This window comes from Burkholderia sp. IDO3 (genome assembly GCF_003366075.1).
In the GTDB taxonomy this organism is placed as follows: domain Bacteria; phylum Pseudomonadota; class Gammaproteobacteria; order Burkholderiales; family Burkholderiaceae; genus Burkholderia; species Burkholderia anthina.
Genome location: NZ_CP028962.1, coordinates 108,017 through 132,571 on the forward strand (window position 1 = coordinate 108,017; position 24,555 = coordinate 132,571).

General features: G+C 66.7%; 22 protein-coding genes. 8 read left to right on the top strand and 14 right to left on the bottom strand.

Annotated features, from left to right (window positions below; genetic code table 11):
* Positions 1–348: 348 nt before the first annotated feature.
* Entirely contained in the window at positions 349–2,283 is a 1,935-nt protein-coding gene (locus DCN14_RS00515; RefSeq protein ID WP_096500932.1) for an SMP-30/gluconolactonase/LRE family protein, read from the top strand.
* An 84-nt stretch (positions 2,284–2,367) separates the two neighbouring features.
* On the opposite strand, the gene DCN14_RS00520 is transcribed toward DCN14_RS00515, so the two are convergent.
* The 11 genes from DCN14_RS00520 to DCN14_RS00570 all read right to left on the bottom strand — a co-directional run bounded on the left by DCN14_RS00520 (position 2,368) and on the right by DCN14_RS00570 (position 15,674).
* A complete protein-coding gene (locus DCN14_RS00520) occupies positions 2,368–3,669 on the bottom strand; it encodes a hypothetical protein (RefSeq protein ID WP_096500930.1) in 1,302 nt (433 codons plus the stop codon).
* Positions 3,670–3,791: 122 nt separating this feature from the next.
* The gene (locus tag DCN14_RS00525) at positions 3,792–6,092 is read right to left on the bottom strand and encodes a P-loop NTPase fold protein (RefSeq protein WP_096500928.1); all 2,301 of its coding nucleotides are present in this window, start codon (positions 6,090–6,092) and stop codon (positions 3,792–3,794) included.
* 286 nt (positions 6,093–6,378) lie between these two features.
* Positions 6,379–6,828: a GNAT family N-acetyltransferase gene (locus DCN14_RS00530; protein ID WP_096501060.1), complete on the bottom strand. Its 450-nt coding sequence runs from the start codon at positions 6,826–6,828 to the stop codon at positions 6,379–6,381.
* 65 nt (positions 6,829–6,893) lie between these two features.
* Positions 6,894–7,850 (bottom strand): hypothetical protein, encoded by a 957-nt coding sequence (locus tag DCN14_RS00535; RefSeq protein ID WP_096501058.1) that lies wholly within the window; start codon positions 7,848–7,850, stop codon positions 6,894–6,896.
* A gap of 196 nt (positions 7,851–8,046) precedes the next feature.
* Complete coding sequence (locus DCN14_RS00540) at positions 8,047–9,069, bottom strand: MerR family transcriptional regulator (protein ID WP_096500926.1); 1,023 nt, start codon at positions 9,067–9,069, stop codon at positions 8,047–8,049.
* Between the two features lie 72 nt (positions 9,070–9,141).
* Entirely contained in the window at positions 9,142–10,101 is a 960-nt protein-coding gene (locus DCN14_RS00545) for an amidohydrolase family protein (protein ID WP_096500924.1), read from the bottom strand.
* Positions 10,079–11,026 (bottom strand): hypothetical protein, encoded by a 948-nt coding sequence (locus tag DCN14_RS00550; protein ID WP_096500922.1) that lies wholly within the window; start codon positions 11,024–11,026, stop codon positions 10,079–10,081. Before DCN14_RS00550 ends, DCN14_RS00545 begins: the two co-directional genes overlap by 23 nt.
* A 59-nt stretch (positions 11,027–11,085) precedes the next feature.
* Complete coding sequence (locus tag DCN14_RS00555) at positions 11,086–12,378, bottom strand: MFS transporter (protein ID WP_096500920.1); 1,293 nt, start codon at positions 12,376–12,378, stop codon at positions 11,086–11,088.
* 101 nt (positions 12,379–12,479) lie between these two features.
* Positions 12,480–13,397, bottom strand: a complete 918-nt coding sequence (locus DCN14_RS00560) for a dihydrodipicolinate synthase family protein (RefSeq protein WP_096500918.1) — start codon at positions 13,395–13,397, stop codon at positions 12,480–12,482.
* Between the two features lie 8 nt (positions 13,398–13,405).
* Complete coding sequence (locus DCN14_RS00565) at positions 13,406–14,578, bottom strand: L-rhamnonate dehydratase (protein WP_096500916.1); 1,173 nt, start codon at positions 14,576–14,578, stop codon at positions 13,406–13,408.
* Between the two features lie 49 nt (positions 14,579–14,627).
* The gene (locus tag DCN14_RS00570; protein WP_096500914.1) at positions 14,628–15,674 is read right to left on the bottom strand and encodes a 4-hydroxythreonine-4-phosphate dehydrogenase PdxA; all 1,047 of its coding nucleotides are present in this window, start codon (positions 15,672–15,674) and stop codon (positions 14,628–14,630) included.
* 156 nt (positions 15,675–15,830) lie between these two features.
* On the opposite strand from DCN14_RS00570, the gene DCN14_RS00575 reads away from it, so the two are divergent.
* On the top strand, positions 15,831–16,778 hold the full coding sequence (locus DCN14_RS00575; protein WP_096500912.1) for a LysR family transcriptional regulator: 948 nt from the start codon (positions 15,831–15,833) through the stop codon (positions 16,776–16,778).
* A 12-nt stretch (positions 16,779–16,790) separates the two neighbouring features.
* On the opposite strand, the gene DCN14_RS37760 is transcribed toward DCN14_RS00575, so the two are convergent.
* Positions 16,791–16,937: a hypothetical protein gene (locus DCN14_RS37760; protein WP_162826149.1), complete on the bottom strand. Its 147-nt coding sequence runs from the start codon at positions 16,935–16,937 to the stop codon at positions 16,791–16,793.
* 151 nt (positions 16,938–17,088) lie between these two features.
* On the bottom strand, positions 17,089–18,363 hold the full coding sequence (locus tag DCN14_RS00585) for an MFS transporter (RefSeq protein WP_096500910.1): 1,275 nt from the start codon (positions 18,361–18,363) through the stop codon (positions 17,089–17,091).
* Between the two features lie 302 nt (positions 18,364–18,665).
* Between DCN14_RS00585 and DCN14_RS00590 the strand changes: the two genes are divergently transcribed.
* The gene (locus tag DCN14_RS00590) at positions 18,666–19,373 is read left to right on the top strand and encodes a hypothetical protein (protein WP_096500908.1); all 708 of its coding nucleotides are present in this window, start codon (positions 18,666–18,668) and stop codon (positions 19,371–19,373) included.
* Positions 19,374–19,512: 139 nt separating this feature from the next.
* Here the strand turns inward: DCN14_RS00590 and DCN14_RS00595 are convergent, their stop codons facing one another.
* On the bottom strand, positions 19,513–19,668 hold the full coding sequence (locus DCN14_RS00595; protein WP_096500906.1) for a DUF3309 family protein: 156 nt from the start codon (positions 19,666–19,668) through the stop codon (positions 19,513–19,515).
* A 214-nt stretch (positions 19,669–19,882) separates the two neighbouring features.
* Here DCN14_RS00595 and DCN14_RS00600 point away from each other — a divergent pair, with 214 nt between their 5' ends.
* From DCN14_RS00600 to DCN14_RS00620, 5 genes are all read left to right on the top strand, one after another.
* Positions 19,883–20,557, top strand: a complete 675-nt coding sequence (locus DCN14_RS00600) for a histidine phosphatase family protein (protein ID WP_096500904.1) — start codon at positions 19,883–19,885, stop codon at positions 20,555–20,557.
* A 19-nt stretch (positions 20,558–20,576) separates the two neighbouring features.
* On the top strand, positions 20,577–21,608 hold the full coding sequence (locus DCN14_RS00605) for a phosphotransferase (RefSeq protein WP_096500902.1): 1,032 nt from the start codon (positions 20,577–20,579) through the stop codon (positions 21,606–21,608).
* 75 nt (positions 21,609–21,683) lie between these two features.
* Positions 21,684–22,448 (top strand): SDR family oxidoreductase, encoded by a 765-nt coding sequence (locus tag DCN14_RS00610; protein ID WP_096500900.1) that lies wholly within the window; start codon positions 21,684–21,686, stop codon positions 22,446–22,448.
* A gap of 7 nt (positions 22,449–22,455) precedes the next feature.
* Complete coding sequence (locus DCN14_RS00615) at positions 22,456–23,214, top strand: glucose 1-dehydrogenase (RefSeq protein ID WP_096500898.1); 759 nt, start codon at positions 22,456–22,458, stop codon at positions 23,212–23,214.
* A 38-nt stretch (positions 23,215–23,252) separates the two neighbouring features.
* Positions 23,253–24,497, top strand: a complete 1,245-nt coding sequence (locus DCN14_RS00620) for an acyl-CoA dehydrogenase family protein (protein WP_096500896.1) — start codon at positions 23,253–23,255, stop codon at positions 24,495–24,497.
* The last annotated feature ends 58 nt before the right edge of the window (positions 24,498–24,555 follow it).

The following is a 24,555-nucleotide window of genomic DNA, read 5'->3' on the forward strand; positions in this document are numbered from 1 at the left end:
CCCGATTCGCCGAAAACTCCCTCCGCCATTTCAATACGCCAATACGCCGCATTCGAAAACCGCGGTGATATGCCGGTCGGCGCAAGCTGGACTTTTCCGATATCCAGCAAGCCGCGCGCGTAAGTGACCATTCACTTTCGCGCAGTCGCGTGCGCCGTCGGCCGGCCGGGCCTGCAATTTTTTTTCATTTATATAACGCTATTCTCGGCGGTGCCGATGATCGGATGCACGCCCGATGTAATACCGACCGCGCCGGATGATTTAGCGGAAGTATTGACGCATTGCCGATTTCAAACCATCCGGCCGTCCCTCATGTGAATGATTCCACCATTCAGGAGAGCATCAGCCATGGTCGCCAGACAACCGATTCGGGCCGTGCTGCTCGCCGCCGCGATCGCTGCGATTGCGCCGGCCGGATACGCGCGCAACACCACCGACTGGATCGCGAACACGTACGGCACGCTCGCGGCGCACGTCGGCAACGTCGCGCGCTCGATGTGGGTCGCGCCCGAAGGCGTGATCTACACGTCGTCGATGTGGGACGAGGATGAAGGCGGCGTCGCGATCTACCAGAACGGCAAGAGCATCGGCTCGATCGGCACGCATTCCGAATTCCAGGGCAGCGCGATCACGGGCAATGCGACGTCGCTGTTCGTCGCGCTGCAGCCCGGCAGCGGGTACGGCAGCGGCGCGGTCGGGCGCTACAACCGCGCGACGCGGTTTCGCGACAAGCTCATTCAGATCACCGCGGCGACGAATCAACCACGCATCGACGTCGTCACCGGGCTCGCGACGGCCGGCTCGCTGCTCTATGCGAGCGATTTCTACGGCAATCGCGTGCGGGTGTTCACGACCGACGGCGTCTGGCAGCGCGACATCGGCGTGAGCGCGCCGGGCGCGCTCGCGGTGGACGGCGCGGGCAACGTGTGGGTCGCGCAGAAGGGCGCGGGTTCGATCGTCGAATTCAGCGCGACCGGTGCGCCGCTGAACACGATCCGGATGGCAGCCGGGGCGCAGCCTTCGGCGCTCTGTTTCGATGCGGCGACGGGCCAGTTGCTGGTCGGCGACGAAGGCCCCGACATGAACATCAAGCGCTATGCCGTGTCGGGCCGGCCCGCGCTGGTCGACACGTTCGGCGTGCGCGGCGGCTATCTCGACACGACGACGGGCATCAAGGGGCAGGTGGGCGCGAAGCGCTTCACGCGGGTCGCCGGCATCGGCAAGGACACCGCCGGCAACCTGTACGTACTCAACAACCCGTGGGGCGGCAGCTGGGATCTCGGCCGCAACGGCGCGACCGACCTTCATGCGTACAGCAGCGCGGGCAGCCTGCGGTGGACGCTGCAGTCGCTGAACTTCGAAGGGATCGCCGCGCCCGATCCGGTGACGGACGGTGCGCTGTTCTACAGCGCCACGCACGTGTATGGCGGTACCGCGGGCGGCACGTTCGTCGCGAACACCGTCGATCCGTTCGCGTATCCGTCGGACCCGCGCATCGACATGAACGATACGCAGCGCGACGAGCACTTCGGGCTGCTGACGTCGGTCGGCGCGAACCGGATTCTCGTCGCGGCGGGCCAGAATCCGCCGGTCTACGCCTTCTTCCACTTCAACGCGGCCAATGGCAACGTCGCGATTCCGGACGGCTCGATCCCGGGGCCCGCGTTCAACACGACGCGGCGCGTGTCGGCCGGCTTCAGCCTCGACAGCAAGGGCGGCGTATGGGCCGGGCTCGACAAGACCGGCGCGATCTATCACTACCCGCTCGCGGGCTTCGACGCGAGCGGCAAGCCGTCATGGGGGCCGGGCGTGCCGACGCCGGTGCCGGCCAGCATCCAGCCGCTGACGCGCATCGTCTATCTCGCCGACAGCGACACGATGGTGCTCGCGCAGGGCGTCGTCGGGAGTACCGACTGGACGTCGATCGGCACGCGCATCGAGGTGTATCACGGCTGGCTCGCGGGCAACACGACGAAGCCGAACCCGGTGATCACGCTGCCGCACAGCGGCGCGAAGTCGATCGACGCGGCCGGCAATCACCTGTTCGTCGGCTACTGGTTCAGCAGCAGCGGGCCGCTGTGGCCGAACATCGATGCATTCAACCTCGACACCGGCACGCTCGACACGACGCTCGTCAACGCGAGCCCCGCGACGGTGGATACCAGCAGCGCGATCGATGCGATGTACAGCGTGCGCGCGTATCGCCGCTCGAACGGTGAGTACGTGGTGACGAAGAACAACGTGAAGGGGAACAGCATCACCGTTTATCGGTGGACGCCGTAAGCGGCGGGCGGCGTGTCTTCGAATGGCAGGCGGCCGGAGAGGCGGCCTGCCGCAATGTACGCCTCGTCCGTACGACGCGTCAGGTCAGTTCAGTTCGGCCCGCTTGCGCGTGACGCGATAGCGCATCTTGCCGTTGCGCAGATGTCCGATGGTCGTCACGAGCCACGCGCCGTCAGCAGACAGGCTTTCGTCCCAGTTCGCGATTTCGACGAGATGGCCGCCTTCATAGCGCCACGTTTCCGACGAGTGGCTGCAGCAGCTGTTGCGGTGAGCGGAGGTAACCTGCTTCCTGCGCGCATCGAAGCCGATCTGCGGCAGGTCGGACAGCGCCTGGTCGAACACGAAGCGCCGGGATTTCGGGTCGAACAGGAAGAAGTTGTCGGTGCTGTTGGGCCCTGCGCCGCCGGAGCTGCCGCCGATCATCAGGTCCGGATGGCCGTCGAAATTGGCGTCGACCAGTGTGAGGCTCGTGTCGCTCTCGCCCCATGGGTCCGCGTAGAAATCGCGGATGACCTGCACGCGTTTACCGGTTGCGCGATCGAGCACCTCGATGGCGACTGCCGTCGCGGGATCGTTGTCGCTCGCTCCCGCCGTGAAGGCGACGCGGAAGCGGAACTGCTTCGTGGTCGCCTGCTGACCGACCCATTTGACGTCTTCGAGATCGTCACGATCGATCCAGCCGTGCGTGGGCGTGCCGTCCTGGGCGAAGCGCTCGACTTCTTCCCATTCCGGGCCGGATGCGACGACGACCACGTAGCTGCCTGCGGGAAGCATGCCGGACGATGCGCTTCGGTGCGCGCCCGGGAAGAACGGCACGTCTTTCGTCAGGTACTGCACGCTCTGATACGCGCGCGGCGTCGCGAGCACGAAGCGGTCGCCATGGTGCTTGATCGCGTAACGGGGATGCGATTCGCCCTTGTCGTCGTAGTCGGTGCGCAGGTACTTCCGGTCGCTGCCCCAACTGACCGTGAACGCATTGGTCGACCAGTTGAATGCGGCGTCGTCGCCGGAGATGTTGGTGCGGCAGAACGGCTGCACGTCGGAGTATTCGTTCCAATCGGGAAACGCGTACGCGGGGCAGAGCTTGTTCGGGCTGTTGACGTCGTAGTGATACCCGCCGTCGACGAGGAACAGCACGCGATTCTGCGTGCGACCCGGATCGCGGGCGACCACCGCGTAGCTGATCCGAGCGGCTGGCGGCAGCGCGTGTTCGAACGAGTCGTCGTCGATCTCGCCGTAGCTTGCCGGTTTCGCTTTCGGCATCGCGAGGTAACCGTCCGGATCGAGCCGGTAGATGCCGGGTTCGAGCAGGGTCGGCGTGGCGGCGCGGGCCCCGGCGGAGAGAAACGGGACGGTGAGCAGAAGTGCGAGGATCGAGGACTTCACGGTGTCGGGTGTCCGGACATGAACGGGGAGGGGAACGGCGGACGATTCTAGTGGATCGGTGCAAAGGATCGCGCCCGCTCATCGCCGGGCAGGGGCGTCCCGGCGTGCGACGGCGAACGACGTCATCGGGCTTCGGGTACTTCCGGAACATTGTCACTGTCCGGCCGGAGGTTCGCGAATCGCTGGTCGATCGCTCGCATGGCCTGAACGTTCGGCAGTGCTTCCAGTCCGTCCACGAGCGTCGAAAGCAGGTCGCGCACGCGTTGCGGGCACGTGTCCTTCTCCATGTGATGCGTGGCCGCGTCGCTTATGTCGGTGAGGAGATTCTCATAGACTTTCGGGTAGGAATGGCCCGCAAATGTATGGACGATCTTGCCGTCGTGATCACCGACGACAACGAATTCCCGGGCGATCGTAACCATCGCCTTGAGACATTCGCGGATCGCTCCGATCAGCCAGGTATTGGGCGCGTTCGAGCGCGAGTTGTTCCGTTCGATCGCTCGCCATGCCGTCAGGATATTTCTGAAATATGGGGCGCGCTCGAGCCGCTTCTCGTCCCTGGCGTGTTCGAGCAGTTCCTTCAGGCGCCGCTGTACGTATTCGGCAATATCGTCCGGAATCCTGTCATTGGTGCCGGTTTCTGAAGTCGAGCCTTCGGGCGGCAGGCAACATTCCGCATACACGTCGGCGGCGAAAATTGCCGAAATGCGCTTTTTGAAAATGCTACGCACCACGTATCTGGCGTAGGACTCGTTCATTCGAAGTGTCTCCAGCAATTGGGCAACGAGTTCCAGGAGCCGGGTGCGGGGCGAAACGGATACCGCATCAGGGGCGGAAAATTTGCGCAGAAACCGTTCGCCGATGGCGAAGATGGCTTCCAGAAGGGGCGCGGCGATGACGGACTGAATTTCCTTCTTTGCCAGCCGAAGCGTCAACTGCTCGAACAGATCGATCGTGATCGCGCCGCGATGCGGGTTATCCGAGAAAATGAGGTCGGACAGCAACCCGGCTACGGTGTCGACATCCTGGTCGGGCCGCAGCAGGTCATCGATGGCTGTTTCCGCGACGAACGGCCGGGAAGGCTGCAGCGCGAAGTACGCGTCGAAGTTGTGCTTCGTGGAAATTCTCCGCCGGCTCGCGTCGTGGAGACGGAATGCCGGGTCTTCGTGGCTTCGGGCGTGAGAGAAGTCGCTGCCGAACAGTATGGACAGTATCGACGTCGTATCGGCGCTCGTCCCGCGTGGAAGCGTACTGATGAACATATCGACGTGCTTTTTCCGGGCGCTGTCGGTGGCCAGCCTGAAGCTTCCTTCCCGGAAAATGAAATCGTGGTTGTCGCGGATCCATTCGAAGACATCGGGCTCGAATAGCCGCAATCCTTCCATGGCCAGCAAGTCGTCCGGATCGAGCTCGTCCTGGAGGATGGTCCACGAAAACCTGATCGCGTTCGACAGGCGATGGACATCACGAGGCTTCCTGACCCATCGCGTCACGCCTCGGGACATGAGCGTCCGGTAGCGCCAGTCGCCGGCGCGCTTGCCGATGATCCGTTTCAGATCGTCCTCTACGATGCGAACCAGCACGGTCCGCGATGGCACCGGCAACTCGATCTCGTGCTGGAGTATTTTTTCTGCGTAGCCGGCGCCGTCCCCCACATCGAGCGTGTCGAGTGCGGCGTGAAGCTTGGCCCGGTCGTAGGCCAGCAGGTAGACCACGTTCGGAAGCTGTCCAACGGTCTTGACCATCTGCATGATCGTGACCATTTCCTCCTGTGTCAGCCGGTCGATGTCGTCGATGGTCACGAAGATGCGGATTCCGCTGTCCTTGAGCTTCTCTTTCAGCGTCTTGTGTGCGGCCTGCAGGGACGGCTCCTCGAGATACTTCTCGAGCAGCTTGGCGGCCGGCGCCTTGGCGAGTTTCGTCGCGTTCGTCAGCATGCCGCCGGCCAGCGTGCTGTCGAGCGCGACCGCGACCTTGGCGATGGCGTCGATGACTTCACCGGTTTTTCCGTCGGCGGACCGGGCCATGAAGCGAAAGAACTTCTTCGCTTTCGTTTGGGGAAACGCCGACTCCGACAGCACCTTGATGAACGCGGCCAGCAGATCCTGGTGACCGGCGACTATCCACGGCTTGAATTCGACGATCCGGATCTTGTCTTCGTCCGATGTCGACCCGTCGGTCGTGGTCCCGAGGCACTTGACGACGAAGTTGAGGAACGTGGATTTGCCGCTTCCCCACGGTCCATGCAAGCCGAGGACGTAGCCGTTGTGCGGGTGGTCGAGATTGCGGATGAAACCGGCGACTTTCCGGGCGAGCGGCGCGACGTCGAGCTTGTCGTCGTCGAGTTCCTCTTTCGGGATATCGTCGCCGAAAGTACGCCATTGCGTGGCCGAATCAGTCGTTCTTGTGCGCGCTTGTGTCATGTCCCGTGGTCTCTCTTTCCGGGCCGCGAGTCCATGCGTTGCGCAGGGCGGATCCCGGTTCTCTGTTGTTTGAATGTTGTCGTCGCGCCGGCGCCGGGCCGCGAAGAGGGGCGAGACAGCGTATCGACCCTCACGGGAATTGTATGAGAGAACAGCGGTGCACGGAACGGGAATTCCGACCGGCTGCAAGTCATGCACGCGTCACGGCAGCGCGCCAGCCGGCGTGACGGGCGCAGCGCGACGGCCTCGCCGATACCGAAGAAGATCAAGGGCGACAGGGCGATCCTCACGCGTACCAGAGCAGGTTCGTGCCGGTTGCCGTCTCCGACGCGAACCGGAACCCGAGCCGCTCGTAGAGCCGCCGTGCCGGGTTGCCATGCAGCACGCTGAGCGAAACGGGTACATGCTCGCGTGCGGCTTCGGTCAGCAGTTCGCGCAGCACGGCTTCGCCGATGCCGTGCCCTTGCCGCGACGGATGAATCTGGATCTGGTGAACGTGCCATTCATCGGCGGCGCGCGTCACTTTCAGCAAGCCGATCGGGTTCGCATTGGCGCGCGTGCCTTCGCAGACGATCATCGCGTCTTCGAAGTTCGCCGCGATGCGCCGGTGGTGCGCTTCGTCGTCGGTGGGTGCACCGACGCGTTGCAGGTGTTCGGTCATCGTGAGCCGGCGCAGCGTCAGCAGAAAGGGCAGGTCGGACGGGGACGCGAGACGAAGGCGGATCGCCGGTTTCATGATCGACGTGGATGCGCTCGGGGGGCGAGCTTCGACGTCGATGATTGCAGTATTCGCGAAGCCGGTCAAAGGCCCGGCAACGGAATCTGCCGCCCGGCCGGGCGATGTTCGAGGACATCCGTGACTTCGTATTCGGTTTTCGCTCCGTCCGATGTTTGCCACTGCTGCATACGGACATTGCAGACGAGCACGTCACCCTTGGTGAAACTGATCTGGCTGTTGTTCACGCGCGACAGGAAGCCGGCATCCGTGATCGCCGCGTGAATCGTCGACGCGCCGTCGTACAGCCGCCATGTGTTGTCGTCCTTGAATGCGAGCGACACGATCGAGAACGCCATCTTTCGATGTTCGTCGAGAATGAGCGCGTCGGCTTGTCCGGGCGCGTGAAACCATGCGATCTCGTCGCGGGTGACCGTCTCGAACACCTCGGTGTCGGTGCCGGTGGCGAACATCACGATGCCTTCGCGTGCGAGCGGGGCAAGCACTTGCTCGGTTGCCTGTCGGACGCCGACGTCCCGAAGCAGGGTGAGGACGGACAGATCGATTTCGAGTTGCTCGTCGTCCACGTACAGCAACGCGGTGTGCTCCTGCATTCGTACTTGCCGGATCGGGCGCCCGCGCAACCACTTGAGGACGGCGAAGAGACCCTTCCTCGCTTTGGGCGCGGCGATGCCGAGCGCGGTCAGGATCGTGACCGCGTTGGCAAGCGCCGTGCTCTCGTTGCCGCTCAGGATGTCGCGCATGCGGCCGAGAAGCGAGGTCGCGAGCGTGAAGTCGATGCCGAAGCTGCCGGTCTTGAAGCTGCCGCGCACGTTCACCTGCGGTCGAACCTGATCGCCGCACAACGCACGGGCCGAAGCTTCGAGCAATGCGCCGATCGCAAGCAGTGCGGGCGCGAGTTCGCGCACATCCATTTCGGAAGATTCGAGTGCGGGACCGTCGTAAGTGACGCGAAACTGGCTCATGTCGTCGAAGGGGGCGATATCGGCCCGGCCGGTACGGTTTTCATTGCGTGTGGTCATGCGAAACATGAACTGGAGACGTGGACGATACCGGAAATGATTTCTTTCGGGTGCCTTTCATATTAGGCGGGGTCAGCCGGCGGCGCGCGCTTTTGGCCATCGGGCCAGGGCGGCTGCGTCACGTGCGTCGACGATGTCCGGTAAGCGCCGAATTGCTTGGGATTTGTCCGGTATGCGAGGCAGGCCGTGCGGCGAATCACGCCGCGTCCGGCCTCCGCGCGATCCGCTCGCGAATCTCCGGCGACGCGAGGCACGTCGCCACGGCTTCGTAACCGGGTGCGCCCGGGTAAGGCGCCACGCGGGAAGGCGGCGCGTGATTCGCCGGACACAGGATGATGGCTTCATCGGGCCCGACCGCCGACAGGTCGAGGATCGCCGACGAACGTGTCATCAGGAACAGCGGCCGCACGTCGGTCGCGGCGCGCGCACGCAGCCACGCGATCAACGCGTGCTGGGTCGGCCGGTCGAGATCCTGTTCGATCATGTCGACGACCAGTGCGCTCGGGCCATCCGCTTCGAGGCACGCCAGCAGCGCGGTCAGCGCCGGCGATTGCGTCGCGCCGGCGGCGGCGAGCGACGCCGATGCGCGTTCGACGCGCGCCTTCAATACCGGATCGGCACGCAGCGCGCCCGATGCCGCTGCCGCGGCGTGGTCCAATCGATCGAGTCCCGCGAACACCGCGCCGGGCAGCGCGTCGGCGAGCCGCATCGCCAGCCGGGTCTTGCCGCTTCCCAGCGAGCCGATGATGTAGTTCAACGGCCGGATCCCGCGAAACTCGAACCACTCGCCGCCCCACGGCCACGGCAGGCTGAACGCGATACCGGCGCCGCCGTCGTCGAGCAGCCGCGTCAGTTCGCCGCCGTCAGGCATCCGGCCGCGTGCCAGGCCGGCGCGGATCGCGCGCACGCGGTCGAGCTTGCCGACGAGATCCTGAATGCCGTGGTCGAGCGCCGCTTCGTGAGCGGCGAGCGCTTCATCGAGACTGCGCGCGTCGCCGTCGAGCACGCTCGCGACTTGCGCGACGCTCAGGCCGAGCGCACGCAGCGCGACGATGTCGGCTGCGCGCGCGAGGTCGTCGGGGCCGTACATGCGGTATCCCGCCGGCGTCCGCTGCGGCGCGACCAGACCGTGCCGCTCGTAGAGCCGCAGCGCCTTGACCGATACGCCGAGCCGCGCGGCGGCGGCCGACGCGCTCAAGCGAAGCGTGGACGTGCCCATTCGTCACCCCTGTCTGCCGTCGATTCGTTGCACCCAGCATAAAGGCGACCCCAAGGGCCGGGTCAAGCCCGGTCACGCAATCCGGTACACGCGCATCGCGTTGCCGTGCCAGATCGCGGCGCGCGCGACGTCGTCGAGGCCGGCCATCGCGCGTGCGAACGTGCGCAGCAGCGCCGGATACGACACGCGCAACCCCGCCACCGGAAAATTGCTCGCGAACAGGCAGCGCTCCCAGCCGAAGATCGCGATCGTGTCGCGGATGATCCGCGCGTTGTCCGCGTCGCTCCACACGGCATCGCGCAATCCGAGCTCGGAGATCTTCACGCTCACGCGCGGCGATGCCGCGAGCGCTTCCATCCCGCTGCGCCAGCGCGCGAGCCCGGCGTCCGACCGATCCCACGGCAACCCGGCATGTTCGAGCACCACGTCGACACCTGGCGCTTCACCCAGCAGCGCGGCTGCTTCGCCGAGATGCCAGAACGGCACGCGCAGATCCCAGCTCAGGCCGTGCGCGGCAAGCCGTTCGAGCGCGGCCGGCCAGCGCGGATCGCGCAGCGTGCCCGGCCCGTCGACGTCGGCATCCGGCGCCGAAGCGGTGCGCGGCTTGAAGCGCACGCCGCGCACGCGCGGCCACGCGGCCTGTTCGGCGAGCCGCTCGTCCGCGTCGCCGGCGAGCAGGTCGACCCACGCGACGACCGCCGACGGCAGCCCGTGCGCGGCCGCGACCTCATGCAGCCAGCGCGTTTCCGCGAGCGCTTCGTCGTGCGCGCGTTCGGCCTCGACGTGCACGCTCGCGACGATCGGCGCGCCCTGTGCCGCATGCCGCAAATCGGCCACGCCGAAATCGCGGCACAGCGCCGCGTAGTCGCCGAACATGAAGCGCGCCGGATCGTATTGCGCCTGCAGCCACGGATAGCGTGCTCCCGTGCCGAGCTGCCACAGGTGGTGATGCGCGTCGACGAGCCTGGCCGGCCGCGCATTCGGCGACGGCGGTGCGTCGCCGCGTGGCTCAGCGCGTGCCTGCGAGCACATACGACGCATCCGGTTCGCGCAGCGTCGGCAGCGCGCCGACGAAGCGCCACGCATCGAGATCGAGCTCGCGCACGTAGTCGTCCTGGAACGACACGTACGCGACGCGCCGCGACGGATGGAACGACAGCGCGGTCGGATTCGCGGGCAGCGCGACGCGTTCGATCTCCTCGAGCTGCCGCGCGTCGAACACCGAAATCGACCGTTCGCCGGAATTGGTCAGCAGCAGCAGATCGCGGCCGTCCGGCGCGGTGGTGCGGTAGATGCGGTTCGGATCGCTGCGCGTCTTCACGCGGCGGCCGCAGGTCATCGTGTCGGTGTCGATCTCGACGAGCGTGTCGTCGCCGCGATTCGCGACGAACAGCGTGCGCTCGTCGCTCGACAGCGCATTGCCTTCGGGGCGCGGGCCGGGCATCACCGCGCGCGGCGCGACGGTCGCGTCGCGCGGATGAAACTGCGTGACGGTGTTCGACAGCAGGTGCACGCCGTAGGCGCGGCGCGCATCGCGCGTGAGCGTCACGAGGTGGGTCTTCACGCCGCCGGACGGCACGGCCATGTTCGGCACCGGCTGCCGGGTCGGCTCGTCGAACACGAGCAGCATGTCGTGCGCCTCGCTCATCGCGTATAGCCGGCCGTCGCGGTCGCTCGCCATCCCGTGCGGCCGGTAGTACGGCCACAGGTCGAGCATGCGCGTGTGCGTGCGCTCGACGAGATCGATCTCGGCAATCCGGTGATCGCCTTCATGGCCGCGCGACCACGCGGTCTCGATCCCGAAGATGCCGACGTATGCGTAGCGGTTGTTCACGTCGACGGTGAATTCGTGCGGGAAGTTCGGCAGCACGACATGCTTGAGCGCGGCTTTCGTTTCGAGGTCGTAGAAGCTGAAGGTATGGGCGCATTTCTGCACCAGCAGCAGGATGTCGTTCATGGTGAGTCTCCGTTGTTTCGTGCGCGTGCCGGCATCCCGGCGCGCACGTATCAGGCGTATCAGTCTTCGCAGCGCCCGGGCAGCGTCAGCGCGAGCAGGCCGGCCACCGCGAGCGTGACCGCGAGGCTGTACACGCCGGCCGCGGCGCTCACGTGCTGGGTCAGCACGCCGACCGCATACGGGCCGCAGAAGCCGCCGAGATTGCCGAGCGCGTTGATCAGGCCGCGTGCGCTGCCGGCCGTCTCGACGCTGCACAGCTTCGGCGGAATCGCCCAGAACACGCCGGCCGCCGCCTGCAGGAAGAAGCCGCAACCGATCAGGAACGCGAACGACACGAGCATCGACGCGTGGGTGAGCACCGACAGCGCGAGGCACGCGGCGAAGCCGACCAGCGGCAGCAGCACGAACAGGCGGCGCTTGCCGGTTCGGTCAGACAAATACGACGTGCCGAACATCCCGATCATCATCGCGACATACGGCAGCATCGCGAGCAGGCCGACTTTCCCCATCCCGCCGTGCGTGAGGTTCTTGAGCAGCGTCGGCAACCACATCGTATAGCCGTAGATGCCGACCTGATAGCAGAAGTTGATCGCGATCAGCAGCCAGATCGTCGGGTTGCGCAGCATCGCGCCGAACGACGCGGCGGCCGGCGTGCCGGCGGCCTGCTTGCGCGCCTGTTCCTCGCGCAGCGCGTCGAGGATGTACGCTTTTTCGCGCGGCGACACCCAGCGTGCGGTCTCCGGGCTGTCGTCGGCGAACATCATCCACGCGACCAGGCACAGCACCGACAGTGCGCCCGCGATGAAGAACAGGTGACGCCAGTCGTACGCGGCGAGGATGAAGCCGGACAGCGGCGCGGTGATCATCCCGGCGAGCGGCACGAACATGATGACCATCGCGTTGGCGCGCCCGCGTTCGCGGTCGGGAAACCAGTGGCTGACCATGGTCAGCACGACGGGCAGCATTCCGCCTTCGGCCACGCCGAGCAGGAAGCGCAGCGTCAAAAGTTGCCACGTATGGGTGACGAGCCCGGTCAGCACCGACAGCAGCGCCCAGCTCACGAGCGACCACGCGATGAATCTCTTGCCGCTGCCGAGCGCGGCGCGCCGGCCGGCCGGAATCTGCAGGAACAGGTAGCCGAAGAAGAAGATGCCGCCGGCGAGGCCGGCCATGGTCGCGTCCATGCCGAGATCGGCGTTCATCCCGCCGGGCATCGCGAACGCGATGTTCACGCGATCCATGTACGAAATGATGCAGGCGAGCAGCAGCGGCGGAATCACGCGCAGCCAGCGGCGGCGCGGAACGGTTTCGCCGGCATCGTAGGCCGGGTTGGCGGGGTTCAGCAGGTTCATGGTGTCTCCAGTCCATGTGATGAGCGGCGGCGGCCTTCTGTCGGGCCGCCGTCACGCCGATGCGCAACGCACGCGCGTTGCGGGTGCAGGCAAATGTCGGGTCAGCGTCCCCAGCGCAGCACGAGCGGATCGAGCCGCCGCGCCGCGTCGAGCAGGCCCGCGCGCACCTGCGGGTGCAGGTCGGGCCACGGCGCGCGCGGCCGGTCGCACGCGATCACGCCGCCTTCCTTCATCAGCGCCTTCGCGCTCAGGAAGCCCGACTGGCGGTTCTCGTAGTTGATCAGCGGCAGCCAGCGCGCGTAGTGCTCGCACGCTTCGTCGCGACGTCCGGCGAAATACGCGTCGGTGATCCGGCGAATGCCGTCCGGATACCCGCCGCCCGTCATCGCGCCGGTCGCGCCCGCATCGAGATCGGCGAGCAGCGTGATGCCTTCCTCGCCGTCCCACGGCCCTTCGATCGCGTCGCCGCCGAGCGCGATCAGCTCGCGCAGCTTCGACGCCGCGCCGGGCGTCTCGATCTTGAAGTACGACACCGCGTCGATCTCGCGTGCGAGCGTCGCGAGCAACGACGCCGGCAGCGCGACGCCGCTCGCCGGTGCGTCCTGGATCATCAGCGGAATGTCGAGGCCGTCGGCGACGTCGCGGAAGAACGCGCGCACCTGCGCTTCCGGCACGCGGAAGGTCGCGCCGTGATACGGCGGCATCACCATCACCATCGCGGCGCCGAGCGCCTGCGCGTGGCGGTTGCGTTCCGCGCAGATCCGCGCGCTGAAATGCGACGTCGTGACGATCACCGGCACGCGGCCGGCGACGTGTTCGAGCGTGGTGCGCGTGATGAGGTCGCGTTCGTCGTCGCCGAGCGCGAACTGCTCCGAGTAGTTCGCGTGGATGCAGATGCCGTGCGAGCCGGCGTCGATCATGAAGTCGAGGCAGCGGCGCTGGCCGTCGAGGTCGAGCGCGCCGTGCGCGTCGAAGATCGTCGGCGCGACCGGAAAGACGCCCTGGTAGCGTGCGTTCATGGCGGCCCTCACTCGACGATGTCGAACTGGTCGAGGAATTCGGTCTTCAGCGTGAGGCCGAGACCCGGCACGTCGTCGCGCAGTTGCAGGAAGCCGTTCTCGGCCACCGGCTCGCCGTCGAAGATGTAATAGAACAGCTCGTTGCCGACTTCCACGTCGAACATCGGGAAGTACTCGCTCATCGGCGATGCGAGCGTGCTCATCGTCAGGTGATAGTTGTGCATCTGGCCCGCGTGCGGAATCACCGGCACGCTGTACGCCTCGCACAGCGCGTTGATCTTGTGCGCCATCGTGATGCCGCCGACGCGGTTCGTGTCGTACTGGACGACCGACACGGCCTTGCGGTCGAGCAACTGCTTGAAGCCGTACAGCGAGAACTCGTGCTCGCCGCCGGAGATCGGGATGTTCGTGAGCTGGTTCAGCTCCGCGTAGCCGTCGAGGTCGTCGGCGATCACCGGCTCCTCGAGCCAGCGCGGCTGGTACTTCTCGAGCTTCGGCAGGATGCGCTTCGCATACTCGAGGTTCCAGCCCATGTAGCACTCGAGCATCAGGTCGTTGTCGTAGCCGATCACCTCGCGGATCGCCGCAACCGATTTCAGGTTCTCCATCACGCCCTGCTGCCCGTGCGCGGGCCCGTAGCCGAAGCGCATCTTGAACGCGCGGAAGCCTTCCTTCAGGTACTTTTGCGCTTCCTCCTGCATCGCCTTCAGGTCGGTGCGGTACAGCTTCGAGTAGTAGCAGGGGATCTTTTCCTTGGTGCGCCCGCCGAGCAGCTTGAACACGGGCTTGCCGACGCTCTTGCCGAGAATGTCCCAGATCGCGATGTCGACGGCCGAGATCGCCGCCATGCCGATGCCCTTGCGGCCCCATGCGTGGGTCGCGCGGTACATCCGCTGGTTCAGGTATTCGTAGTCCCACGGATCCTGGCCGATCACGAGCGGCGCGAGGTACTGGTCGATGATCGCCTTCGCGACGTGCGGCGCGAGCGCGACGTTGCCGAGGCCGACGATGCCGTCGTCGGTCTCGACTTCGACGACCGTCCACGCATGGAAGCGGAACGTGCTCATCGTCTCCTGCGGCGCGTACAGCAGGTCCATCGCGTTCGAGCAGAAGTTGCCTTGCGGCGGGACGGTCTTGCCTTTCCACTGGAATACGCGGGCGCGTACGGAACGGATCTTCATGATGGTGTCTCCGGAATCGATGTTGTCGTGTGTAGAAGGCGTGCGAGGGTCACGCGGAAACGGTGGACGTGCGGCGCGCGGCACCCATCCGGCACGCGATCTGCAGCGCCTGCCAGGTCGCGCCGACGTCGGCGCTGCCGCGGCCCGCGATGTCGTACGCGGTGCCGTGCGCGGGCGTCGTGATCGGCACGGGCAGCCCGCCCTGCACGGTCACGCCGCGCGAGAAGCCGAGCAGCTTGATCGCGATCTGCCCCTGGTCGTGGTACATCGTGACGATCGCCTGGTAGTCGCCGGCCTGCGCCTTCAGGAAGATCGTGTCGGCCGGGAACGGGCCGTGGAACGGCGTGTCGGTCGGCCACGCGCGCGCCTGCAGCTTGCGCACCGCCGGCTCGATGATGTCGACTTCCTCGCGGCCGCAGCTGCCGCCGTCGCCGCCGTGCGGGTTGAACGCGGCGATCGCGACCTTCGGTGCGGCGACGCCGTTCGCGAGCAGCGACCGGTAGATCAGTTCGGATGCCTGTTCGATCCGCTCGACGCTCAGCTGGGCCGCCGCATCCTTCAGCGGGATATGCGACGAGATTCGCGCGGTCCACAGCTCGCCGAGCGTGTTGAATTCGCAGAAGTAGCCGGTCACGCCGAGCGCGGCGGCGAAGTGGTGCAGCTCGTCGTCGTGCTGGAGGCCGCCGAGCTTCATTGCGTACTTGTTCAGCGGCGCGAAGCAGATCGCGTCGATGTCGCCGGCGAGCGCGGCGTCGAGGCACTGGTCGAGCACGGTCAGCGTCGAGCGGCCGCCGGCGGCGCCCGCCTGGCCGACGGTGACCTGCGCGGGATCGATCGTGTCGACCGCGACGAACGCGGCGCGCGCGGTGGACGGCCGGCCGCGCACGGCGGCGAGCGACGCGACGGGTTCCACGTCGACCGTCACGCCGGCCACGCGCTGGCCGGCTTCCCACAGCCAGCGGTCGCCGATCAGCACGAGGTTCGCGCGGGCGGTCGCGTCGGGCCGCGCGAGCAGTTTCGCGATCAGCTCGGCGCCGATGCCGGCGGGGTCGCCGAGCGTCAGCGCGACGACGGGCAGGGGAGCGGCGGTCGTCATGCGGCGCCTCCGTGGCGGACGGCGGTCGGGTGCTTGTTCATGCTGTGTCTCCGGTGGCGGCGCGTGGCCGTTGGTCTATGGGGTTCATGCTAGGTAGACGGAATGAGTCGGTAAATTGAAAACTCTTGATGAATCGATAACCTGGAGTAATCAAAAATGGGCTCGATCGATCGACGAGACTCGACTCCCCAATTGCTGAACCGGCTGCGGATGCGGCAGATCGCGCTGTTGCTCGCGGTGGACGAATGCTCGACGCTGCGCGCGGCGGCCGGCCAGCTCGGCCTCACGCAGCCCGCCGCGACGAAAATGCTGGCCGAACTGGAAAGCGCGCTCGGCCAGCGGCTGTTCGACCGCGTCGGGCGCGGGCTCGTGCTGAACCGGGCCGGCGAGCGCGTGCTCGGCTATTTCCGCGGGATCCGCGGTAGCGTGGAGGCGCTCAACCGCGAGCTCGGCGAGCTGCAGCTCGGCAGCGCGGGGCGGCTCGCGATCGGCAGCATCATGGCGGCGTCGCCGGGGCGGCTCACCGAGGCGCTGGTGCAGTTGAAGGCGCGCTATCCGCTGCTCGCGATCGACATCGCGGTCGACACCAGCGACCGGTTGATGCCGCAATTGCGCGAAGGCGTGCTCGAAGTGGTGATCGGCCGGAACGTCGGTACCGATTGCGATTTCCGCGTGGTGGACGACGAGGCGCTCGCGATCATCGCGGGCCGCGACCATCCGCTCGCGGGCGCGGGGCCGGTCGAATTCGACGCGCTGCTCGATTACGCGTGGATCCTGCAGCCGGCCGGCAGCCCGGCGCGCGAAGTGGTGGAGCGCGAATTCCGCGCGCGTCACCAGCCGATGCCGCGCGGGCTCGTCGAAACAGGCTCGATCCTGACGACGATGAACCTCGTCGACCGCTCGCACATGCTCGGCGTGATTCCGCTGACCGTCGCGCGGCGCAACGCCGAGCACGGGCTGGTGGCGATCCTCGATTACGTGCTCGACCAGAAGCTGCCGTCGTACGGCAGCCTCGTGCGGCGCGACCGGCCGCTGAGCATTCCCGCGCAGCAGTTTCTCGCGCTGTTCCATCGGGACGGGGCGGGGGATGACGGCGATGCGTAATGGCGTGGTTTGTCAGCCGAGGCGGCCGAGCCAGCCGCGCCAACCGCGCTGGCCGGTCAAGCCGGTCAAGCCGATCAAGCCGATCAAGCCGAACCAGCCGAACCAGCCGAACCAGCCGAACCAGCCGAACCAGCCAAGCAGGCCAAGCAGGCCAAGCACACCAAGCACACCAAGCACACCAAGCACACCAAGCACACCAAGCACACCAAGCACACCAAGCACACCAAACCACTGCCATCACGGAACGCGGTGAAGCGGGATGGCGACACCGGCGAGGCGACTGAGGCAGGCGAACCCGACGCGCGCCGCTTCAGCGCGCCGACGGCGCGGCCGGCGCTTCGACGAGCGACGGCGCGGCTTCCGACAGCGCGCGATCGGGCCGGATCCGCAGCGCGGCGACGATGCCGATCAGCAGCATCGCGACCGAGCCGATGAACGGCACCGTCCAGCTGCCGGTTCGGTCGACGAGATAGCCGAACAGGATCGGCGACAGAATCCCCGAGACCGCGGAACCGGCATTCATCATTCCGCTCGCGATGCCGGCGTGTTTCGGCGCGATGTCGCTCGGCACCGCCCAGATCGGCCCGATCGTCAGTTCGAGACACAGGAACGACCCGGACAGGCACAGCGCGACGCCGGCCGTCGAATGCACGAACGCGAGCGGCAGCAGGCACACGAGCGCGCCGGCGAAACTCGCGACGATCACGCTCTGGCGCGACAGCGCGAGGTTGCCGGTCTGGCGGTAGATGCGGTCGCACAGCCAGCCGCCGACCGTGTCGCCGACCACGCCCGCGAAGAACACGCCCGACGCGAACAGCGCGGTCGACTTCAGGTCGAGGCCCTTGCCGTTCAGGAAGAACGTCGGCAGCCACGTGAAGAACAGCCATGCGGTCCAGCCGTAGCAGAAGTACACGAAGATCGTCGGCGCCATCCGGCGGAACAGCGGCCCCCACGGCGTCGGGCCGGACGGCGGCGCGGGCCGTGCGACGGGGCGCGTGCGGCTGTCATCGTCGCCGAGCGGGTATTCGCGGAAGCCGGCGATCCACCAGGCGAGCCACACCAGCGTCACCGCGCCGATCACGAAGAACGCCGCGCGCCACGACAGCCACGTCATCAGCGCGGCGACGATCGGCGGCGTGACCGCGTTGCCGAGCCGCGAGAACGAATGCGTGAAACCCTGCACGACGCCGCGCCGTTCGCGCGAGAACCAGTGCGTGATCGCCCGCGCCTGCGCGGGCAGCGTCGCGCCTTCGCCGATGCCGAGCAGCAGGCGCGCGGCGAACAGCAGCGCGAGGCTGTGCACGAGGCCCGTCATGAAGGTCGACGCGACCCAGATCAGCCCGCAGCCGATCAGCGTGATGCGTGCGCCGAAGCGGTCGGCGATCCAGCCGCCGAAAACTTGGCAGACGGCGTACGAATATGCGAAGGCGGAGAAGGCGACGCCGAGTTCGGTGTTCGATAGCCCGAGTTCGGACTTGATCGCACCGGCCGCGGTCGCGAGGTTCACGCGGTCGACGTAGAGGATGAACGAAAGCGCGCACAGCAGCCACAGCGTGTGGCGCCGTTGACGATGATCGGTATTCATGTGTCTCGCTCCAAGGTCGTGCGCGGGGTTGCAACGACACCGCGTTCACGGGCCGGGCCAGCATCGCGCGCCGGGCGATGCATCGTCTAATGAATCTTTTGGATCAATTGATAACCTGAGGCATTCGGTGTCGCCGCGCCCGGGCGCGGACCTGCCGCGGGTTTGCCGCGAGCGCTTGCGGCATGATGCGGAATGGTCGTGCGGCGGGCGCGCGCATCGACGCGGATGCCGATGCTGCCGGTGCCGCCGCGCTGCGATGATGAAGTGACGAAGCGGTATCGCACAGTCGGGAATGGACGGACATGGAACAACAACTTGCACGCCACCGGGACAGCCGTTTCTGGCAACTGCCGCCGGTGAAATGGTGGATCCAGGGGCATGGCCGCGACGGTTATTCGTTCCGGCTGCTGCTGGTGCCGCTCGTCACCGTGTTCGTGCTCGAATTCGTTTGCGTAATGCTGGACGCGCTGTTCGGCGCGCTGCTCGTGAGCGGCACGATGACGCTGCTGCTCGGGTTCGCCGGGTTTCACGGCGCCAAGCGCGAATGGCTCGCGCCGTCCGCGACGGCGCGCGCGCTCGTGAAGGCGCGCACCAAGCAGGCGGCCGAGCGCTTCTCGTCGCTCGGCGCGGGGGCGACGGTGCTGGCGATCTTCGTCGGCGCGACGTCGCTGTCGCTCGTGCTGTCGGGCCAGCCGATGCTGGACAGTGTGTCGAAGGACACGGTGTCGATCTTCATCGCGTTGGTGTTCCTGCCGGTGTACGTGTCCGGCGCGGTACGCAAGCTGGCGATCGCGCGTGTCGAGGAGCTGGAAGCGCTGCGTCAGGCGACCGTGGGCACGCGGCTGAAGTTCGACCGGGCCGGCGCGGTGCGGGCCGTCGTCGTGCAGGGGCGGGAGGCGAAATCGACCGTGTCGGTCGCGGAATACACGCTGCTGGGTTTCGAGCCGCCGCTTGAGCGCGTGGGGCGCGAGACGGGCACGCGACGACTTCGACGGGATCGAACGGCTTGACCGCATGGTCGGCGGTGCCGATGCGCAGGCCGGCGAGCGCTGCCGGGTTTGCCGTTCATCGCTTGCTTTTTTTTTGTAAAGAAGCCACGACGACGAAACAGGAAGGCGCGCGACCGTTCGACGGCACGCGCCTTCCTGCCTAGATGCGACCCAGCAGCACCAGGATCACGACGATGATGACGATGAGCCCGACGGTCCCCGATGGCCAGTAGCCCCAGCTTCGGCTGTGAGGCCATGACGGAAATGCCCCGACGAGCATCAGAATCAGGATGATGATAAGGATCGTACCGAGCATCGCACCCCTCCTGGACGTGTTCGACATGACGGTGGCGGCTGCCGCAATTCGCGTACCGCGACGCGGGGTGCGGACGAAAGCCGGCGCAAGCACGTTGTCTGTCCAGGGTGAATTCACGCGATGAATACTGACTGATTCAGAAAATAAATTTCAAAAATATAGATCCGGTCGCTATGCTGGGCCTTCGGTTTCCCTCAGGCGGGCAGGGCAGGCAATGGCTGAACTCTTTCTGGTACGGCACGGGCAGGCGTCGTTCGGCACGGACGACTACGACCGGCTGTCCGCCGCGGGCGAGCAGCAAGGCGTCTGGCTCGGCGAATACTTCGCGCGGCAGGGTCTCGCATTCGATCGCGTGATCTGCGGCACGATGCACCGGCACGCGCAGACGGTCGATGCGATCCTGCGCGGGATGGGCCGTGAAGGCGCGCCGGTCGACCGCCATCCCGGCCTGAACGAATACGATTTCCACGGGCTGTTCGCGGCAGCCGCCCGCGACTATCCGGAGATCGCGCGGCTCGCGGCCGGCTCGATGAACGCGCACTTTCGCGCGCTCCGGCAGGTGCTGTACCTGTGGGCCGACGACAAGCTCGGCGACGCGGCCCCCGAAACCTGGGCGCATTTCCAGCAGCGCGTCGCCGACGCGCGCGCCGCGATCCGCCACGGCGGCGGCCGGCGCGTGCTCGCGGTGAGCTCCGGCGGCCCGATCTCGGTGACCGTGCAGCAGGTGCTCGACGCACCGCCGTCGAGCGCGATCGCGCTGAACCTGCAGATCCGCAACAGCAGCCTTTCGCAGTTTTTCTTCAACGCCGAAGCGTTCCACCTCGCGTCGTTCAATGGCATCCCGCATCTGGAGGATCCCGAACGACATGCGCTGCGAACCTACGGCTGACCCACGAACGATCGCGACGATGACGAACCCTTCCCAGCCCCTCGACGTAGCCCGCCTCACGCGCTATCTGGAAGCGCACGTAGCGGGTTTCGAAGGCCCGCTCGACATGGAGAAGTTTGCCGGCGGCCAGTCGAATCCGACCTTCCTGCTGCACGCGAAGAGCGGCCGCTACGTGCTGCGCCGCCAGCCGCCCGGCGAGCTGCTGAAATCCGCGCATGCGGTCGATCGCGAATTCCGCGTGCTGAGCGCGCTGTCGGGCACCGCGGTGCCGGTCGCGCATCCGTATCACCTCTGCGAAGACCGCGACGTGATCGGCAGCCTGTTCTACGTGATGAGCTTCGAGGACGGCCGGATCTTCTGGGATCCGGCGCTGCCGGAACTGCCGAAGGACGAGCGCGCGACCTGCTACGACGCGCTGCTGCGCACGATGGCCGCGCTGCACGACGTGGACGTCGACGCGGTGGGGCTTGCCGACTACGGCCGCCCCGGCAACTACTTCGAGCGGCAGATCGGCGTGTGGACGAAGCAGTATCGCGCGGCGGAAACGGAGCGTCTCGACGCAATGGAGACGTTGATCGACTGGCTGCCGAAAGCGTGCCCCGAGGATATCGGCCGGCCCGCGCTGGTTCACGGCGATTTCCGGATCGACAACCTGATGTTCGCGCGCGACGGCTATCGCGTGCAGGCCGTGCTCGACTGGGAACTGTCGACGCTCGGCAATCCGCTCGCCGATCTCGCGTATTTCTGCATGTGCCTGCGGCTGCCGTCGGGCGGCCAGGTGCGCGGGCTCGCGGGCCAGGATCGCACGGAACTCGGGATTCCCGACGAAGCGGCGATCGTCGCGCGCTATTGCGAACTGCGCGGGATCGAACCGATCCGCGACTGGCATTTCTATCTGGCCTTCAGTTTCTTCCGGCTCGCGGCGATCGCGCAGGGCGTGAAGGCGCGCGCGCTGCAGGGCAATGCGTCGAGCGAGCAGGCGTTGCGTGTCGGCGCGATGACGGGCCGGCTGGCCGAACTGGCCGTGGACGTGATCGGCACGCAGCGCTGAACGCCGGAATCGCCGCAGCCGCCGGGCGGTGGCGCGGCGGCACGGTCAAACATATCAATGGAGGAGCACGACGACATGGCAACGAATCTGTTCGACCTGACGGGAAAGATCGCACTGGTGACGGGCGCAAGCCGCGGCATCGGCGAGGAAATCGCGAAGCTGCTGGCGGAGCAGGGCGCGCACGTGATCGTGTCGAGCCGCAAGCTCGACGACTGCCAGGCGGTTGCGGACGCAATCGTCGCGGCGGGCGGCCGCGCCGAAGCGCTGGCGTGCCACGTCGGGCGGCTGGAGGATATCGCGGCGACGTTCGAGACGATCCGCGGCAAGCACGGCCGACTCGACATCCTCGTGAACAACGCGGCCGCGAACCCGTATTTCGGGCACATCCTCGATACCGATCTCGCCGCATACGAGAAGACGGTCGACGTGAACATCCGCGGCTACTTCTTCATGTCGGTCGAGGCCGGCAAGCTGATGAAGGCGAACGGCGGCGGCGCGATCGTCAACACTGCGTCGGTGAATGCGCTGCAGCCGGGCGACCGGCAAGGCATCTATTCGATCACGAAGGCCGCGGTCGTCAACATGACGAAGGCGTTCGCGAAGGAGTGCGGGCCGCTCGGCATTCGCGTGAACGCGCTGCTGCCCGGCCTCACGAAGACGAAGTTCGCCGGCGCGCTGTTCGCCGACAAGGACATCTACGAAACCTGGATGGGCAAGATCCCGCTGCGCCGCCATGCGGAGCCGCGCGAGATGGCCGGCACGGTGCTGTATCTCGTGTCGGACGCGGCGAGCTACACGAACGGCGAATGCATCGTCGTCGACGGTGGCCTGACGATCTGAGCGCGCGATGAAACTCGACAGCTACGCCGGGCAGGCCGTGATGATCACCGGTGCCGCGAGCGGCTTCGGCGCGCTGCTCGCGAGCGAGCTGGCCGCGATGGGCGCGCGGCTCGCGCTCGGCGACCTGAACGCTGCAGCACTCGAACGCGTGGCCGCACCGCTGCGCGCGGCCGGCGCCGACGTGATCGCGCAGCGCTGCGACGTGCGGATCGAAGCGGAGGTCGCGGCGCTGGTGCAGGCGGCGGTCGCGCGCTTCGGGCGGCTCGACGTCGGTATCAACAACGCGGGCATCGCGCCGCCGCTGAAGGCGCTGATCGATACCGACGAAGCCGATCTCGACCTGAGCTTCGCGGTGAACGCGAAAGGCGTGTTCTTCGGGATGAAGCACCAGATTCGCCAGATGCTCGCGCAGCGCGAAGGCGTGATCCTGAACGTCGCGTCGATGGCGGGGCTCGGCGGCGCGCCGAAGCTGGCCGCCTATGCGGCGTCGAAGCACGCGGTGATCGGGCTCACGAAGACGGCCGCGCTCGAATACGCGCGCCACGGCATTCGCGTGAACGCGGTGTGCCCGTTTTACAGCACGACGCCGATGGTCACCGACAGCGACATCGGCGAGCGCCAGGACTTCCTCGCGCAGGGCTCGCCGATGAAGCGGCTCGGCCGCCCGGAAGAAATCGTCGCGACGATGCTCACGCTGTGCGCGAAGGAAAACACGTATCTGACCGGGCAGGCCGTCGCCGTCGACGGCGGCGTCTCGGCCTTCTGAACCGAACGAACGGAACACGGAATCTCGAGGAGTCGATCATGGATTTTGGCTACACCCCGAAAGTGGAAGAACTGCGCGAACGCGTCGGCGCGTTCATGGATGCGCACATCGTGCCGCGCATCCGTCAATGGAACGAGGAAGTGCATGCGGGGCAGTACCCCGTGTCGTTCATGGAGGAGTTGAAGGCGCGCGCGAAGGCCGAAGGGCTGTGGAACCTGTTCCTGCCGCACCTGAAGGACGACGAGCCGGGCACGGGCCTGACGAACCTCGAATATGCGCCGCTCGCCGAGATCATGGGGCGCGTGGGCTGGGCGTCGGAGGTGTTCAACTGCAATGCGCCGGACACTGGCAACATGGAGCTGCTGCACATGTTCGCGACGCCGGAGCAGCGCGAACGGTGGCTGCTGCCGCTGCTGCGCGGCGAGATCCGCTCGGCGTTCGCGATGACGGAGCCCGACGTCGCGTCGTCGGACGCGACCAACATCACGACGCGCATCGAGCGCGACGGCGACGACTACGTGATCAACGGCCGCAAGTGGTTCATCACGAACGCCGCACATCCGAACTGCAAGATCTTCATCGTGATGGGCAAGACCGACCCCGATGCGGAAACGCACCGGCAGCAGAGCATGATCCTCGTGCCGCGCGACACGCCGGGCCTGACGATCGTGCGCAACATCACGGTGGTCAACCACTACGCGCCGGAAGGGCACTGCGAGATCACGTTCGACAACGTGCGCGTGCCGGCGCGCAACCTGCTCGGCGAGGAAGGCAGCGGCTTCGCGCTCGCGCAGGCGCGCCTCGGCCCGGGCCGCATTCACCACTGCATGCGCTCGATCGGCGCGGCCGAGCTCGCGCTGGAGCTGATGATCGACCGCGCGCAGTCGCGCGAGGCGTTCGGCAAGCCGCTGAACCGGCATGGCACGATCGGCGAATGGATCGCGCGCTCGCGCATCGAGATCGACCAGGCGCGCCTCTTGGTGCTGAAGGCCGCGTGGATGATCGACAAGGTCGGCGCGAAGGCCGCGCGCAAGGAGATTTCGATGATCAAGGCGCTCGTGCCGACCGTCTATACGGACGTGTGCGACCGCGCGATGCAGGTGTTCGGCGCGATGGGCCTGAGCCCCGACACGCCGCTCGCCGATCTGTGGACCTGGGGCCGCGCGCTGCGCTTCGCCGATGGTCCGGACGAGGTGCACCTGCAGGCGATCGCGCGCATGGAGATCAAGGATGCCGTGCGCGGATCGACCGAGCCGTACCTGACGCGCCCGCCGCGCGGTTGAGCGGCGCGACGTGGACGAACGAACGGCGCGCGCCGTAAGATCTCGGCAAGGAGATTCG

What these genes read in the sequence shown, in the direction of transcription:
- DCN14_RS00565 (WP_096500916.1), bottom strand. Translation starts at nt 14,578, where the DNA reads ATGAAGATCCGTTCCGTACGCGCCCGCGTATTCCAGTGGAAAGGCAAG.
- DCN14_RS00595 (WP_096500906.1), bottom strand. Translation starts at nt 19,668, where the DNA reads ATGCTCGGTACGATCCTTATCATCATCCTGATTCTGATGCTCGTCGGG.
- DCN14_RS00615 (WP_096500898.1), top strand. Translation starts at nt 22,456, where the DNA reads ATGAAACTCGACAGCTACGCCGGGCAGGCCGTGATGATCACCGGTGCC.
- DCN14_RS00530 (WP_096501060.1), bottom strand. Translation starts at nt 6,828, where the DNA reads ATGAAACCGGCGATCCGCCTTCGTCTCGCGTCCCCGTCCGACCTGCCC.
- DCN14_RS00515 (WP_096500932.1), top strand. Translation starts at nt 349, where the DNA reads ATGGTCGCCAGACAACCGATTCGGGCCGTGCTGCTCGCCGCCGCGATC.
- DCN14_RS00600 (WP_096500904.1), top strand. Translation starts at nt 19,883, where the DNA reads ATGGCTGAACTCTTTCTGGTACGGCACGGGCAGGCGTCGTTCGGCACG.
- DCN14_RS00560 (WP_096500918.1), bottom strand. Translation starts at nt 13,397, where the DNA reads ATGAACGCACGCTACCAGGGCGTCTTTCCGGTCGCGCCGACGATCTTC.
- DCN14_RS00610 (WP_096500900.1), top strand. Translation starts at nt 21,684, where the DNA reads ATGGCAACGAATCTGTTCGACCTGACGGGAAAGATCGCACTGGTGACG.
- DCN14_RS00575 (WP_096500912.1), top strand. Translation starts at nt 15,831, where the DNA reads ATGGGCTCGATCGATCGACGAGACTCGACTCCCCAATTGCTGAACCGG.
- DCN14_RS00620 (WP_096500896.1), top strand. Translation starts at nt 23,253, where the DNA reads ATGGATTTTGGCTACACCCCGAAAGTGGAAGAACTGCGCGAACGCGTC.
- DCN14_RS00545 (WP_096500924.1), bottom strand. Translation starts at nt 10,101, where the DNA reads ATGTGCTCGCAGGCACGCGCTGAGCCACGCGGCGACGCACCGCCGTCG.
- DCN14_RS00590 (WP_096500908.1), top strand. Translation starts at nt 18,666, where the DNA reads ATGGAACAACAACTTGCACGCCACCGGGACAGCCGTTTCTGGCAACTG.
- DCN14_RS00555 (WP_096500920.1), bottom strand. Translation starts at nt 12,378, where the DNA reads ATGAACCTGCTGAACCCCGCCAACCCGGCCTACGATGCCGGCGAAACC.
- DCN14_RS00605 (WP_096500902.1), top strand. Translation starts at nt 20,577, where the DNA reads ATGACGAACCCTTCCCAGCCCCTCGACGTAGCCCGCCTCACGCGCTAT.
- DCN14_RS00585 (WP_096500910.1), bottom strand. Translation starts at nt 18,363, where the DNA reads ATGAATACCGATCATCGTCAACGGCGCCACACGCTGTGGCTGCTGTGC.
- DCN14_RS00535 (WP_096501058.1), bottom strand. Translation starts at nt 7,850, where the DNA reads ATGACCACACGCAATGAAAACCGTACCGGCCGGGCCGATATCGCCCCC.
- DCN14_RS00540 (WP_096500926.1), bottom strand. Translation starts at nt 9,069, where the DNA reads ATGGGCACGTCCACGCTTCGCTTGAGCGCGTCGGCCGCCGCCGCGCGG.
- DCN14_RS00550 (WP_096500922.1), bottom strand. Translation starts at nt 11,026, where the DNA reads ATGAACGACATCCTGCTGCTGGTGCAGAAATGCGCCCATACCTTCAGC.
- DCN14_RS00570 (WP_096500914.1), bottom strand. Translation starts at nt 15,674, where the DNA reads ATGACGACCGCCGCTCCCCTGCCCGTCGTCGCGCTGACGCTCGGCGAC.
- DCN14_RS00525 (WP_096500928.1), bottom strand. Translation starts at nt 6,092, where the DNA reads ATGACACAAGCGCGCACAAGAACGACTGATTCGGCCACGCAATGGCGT.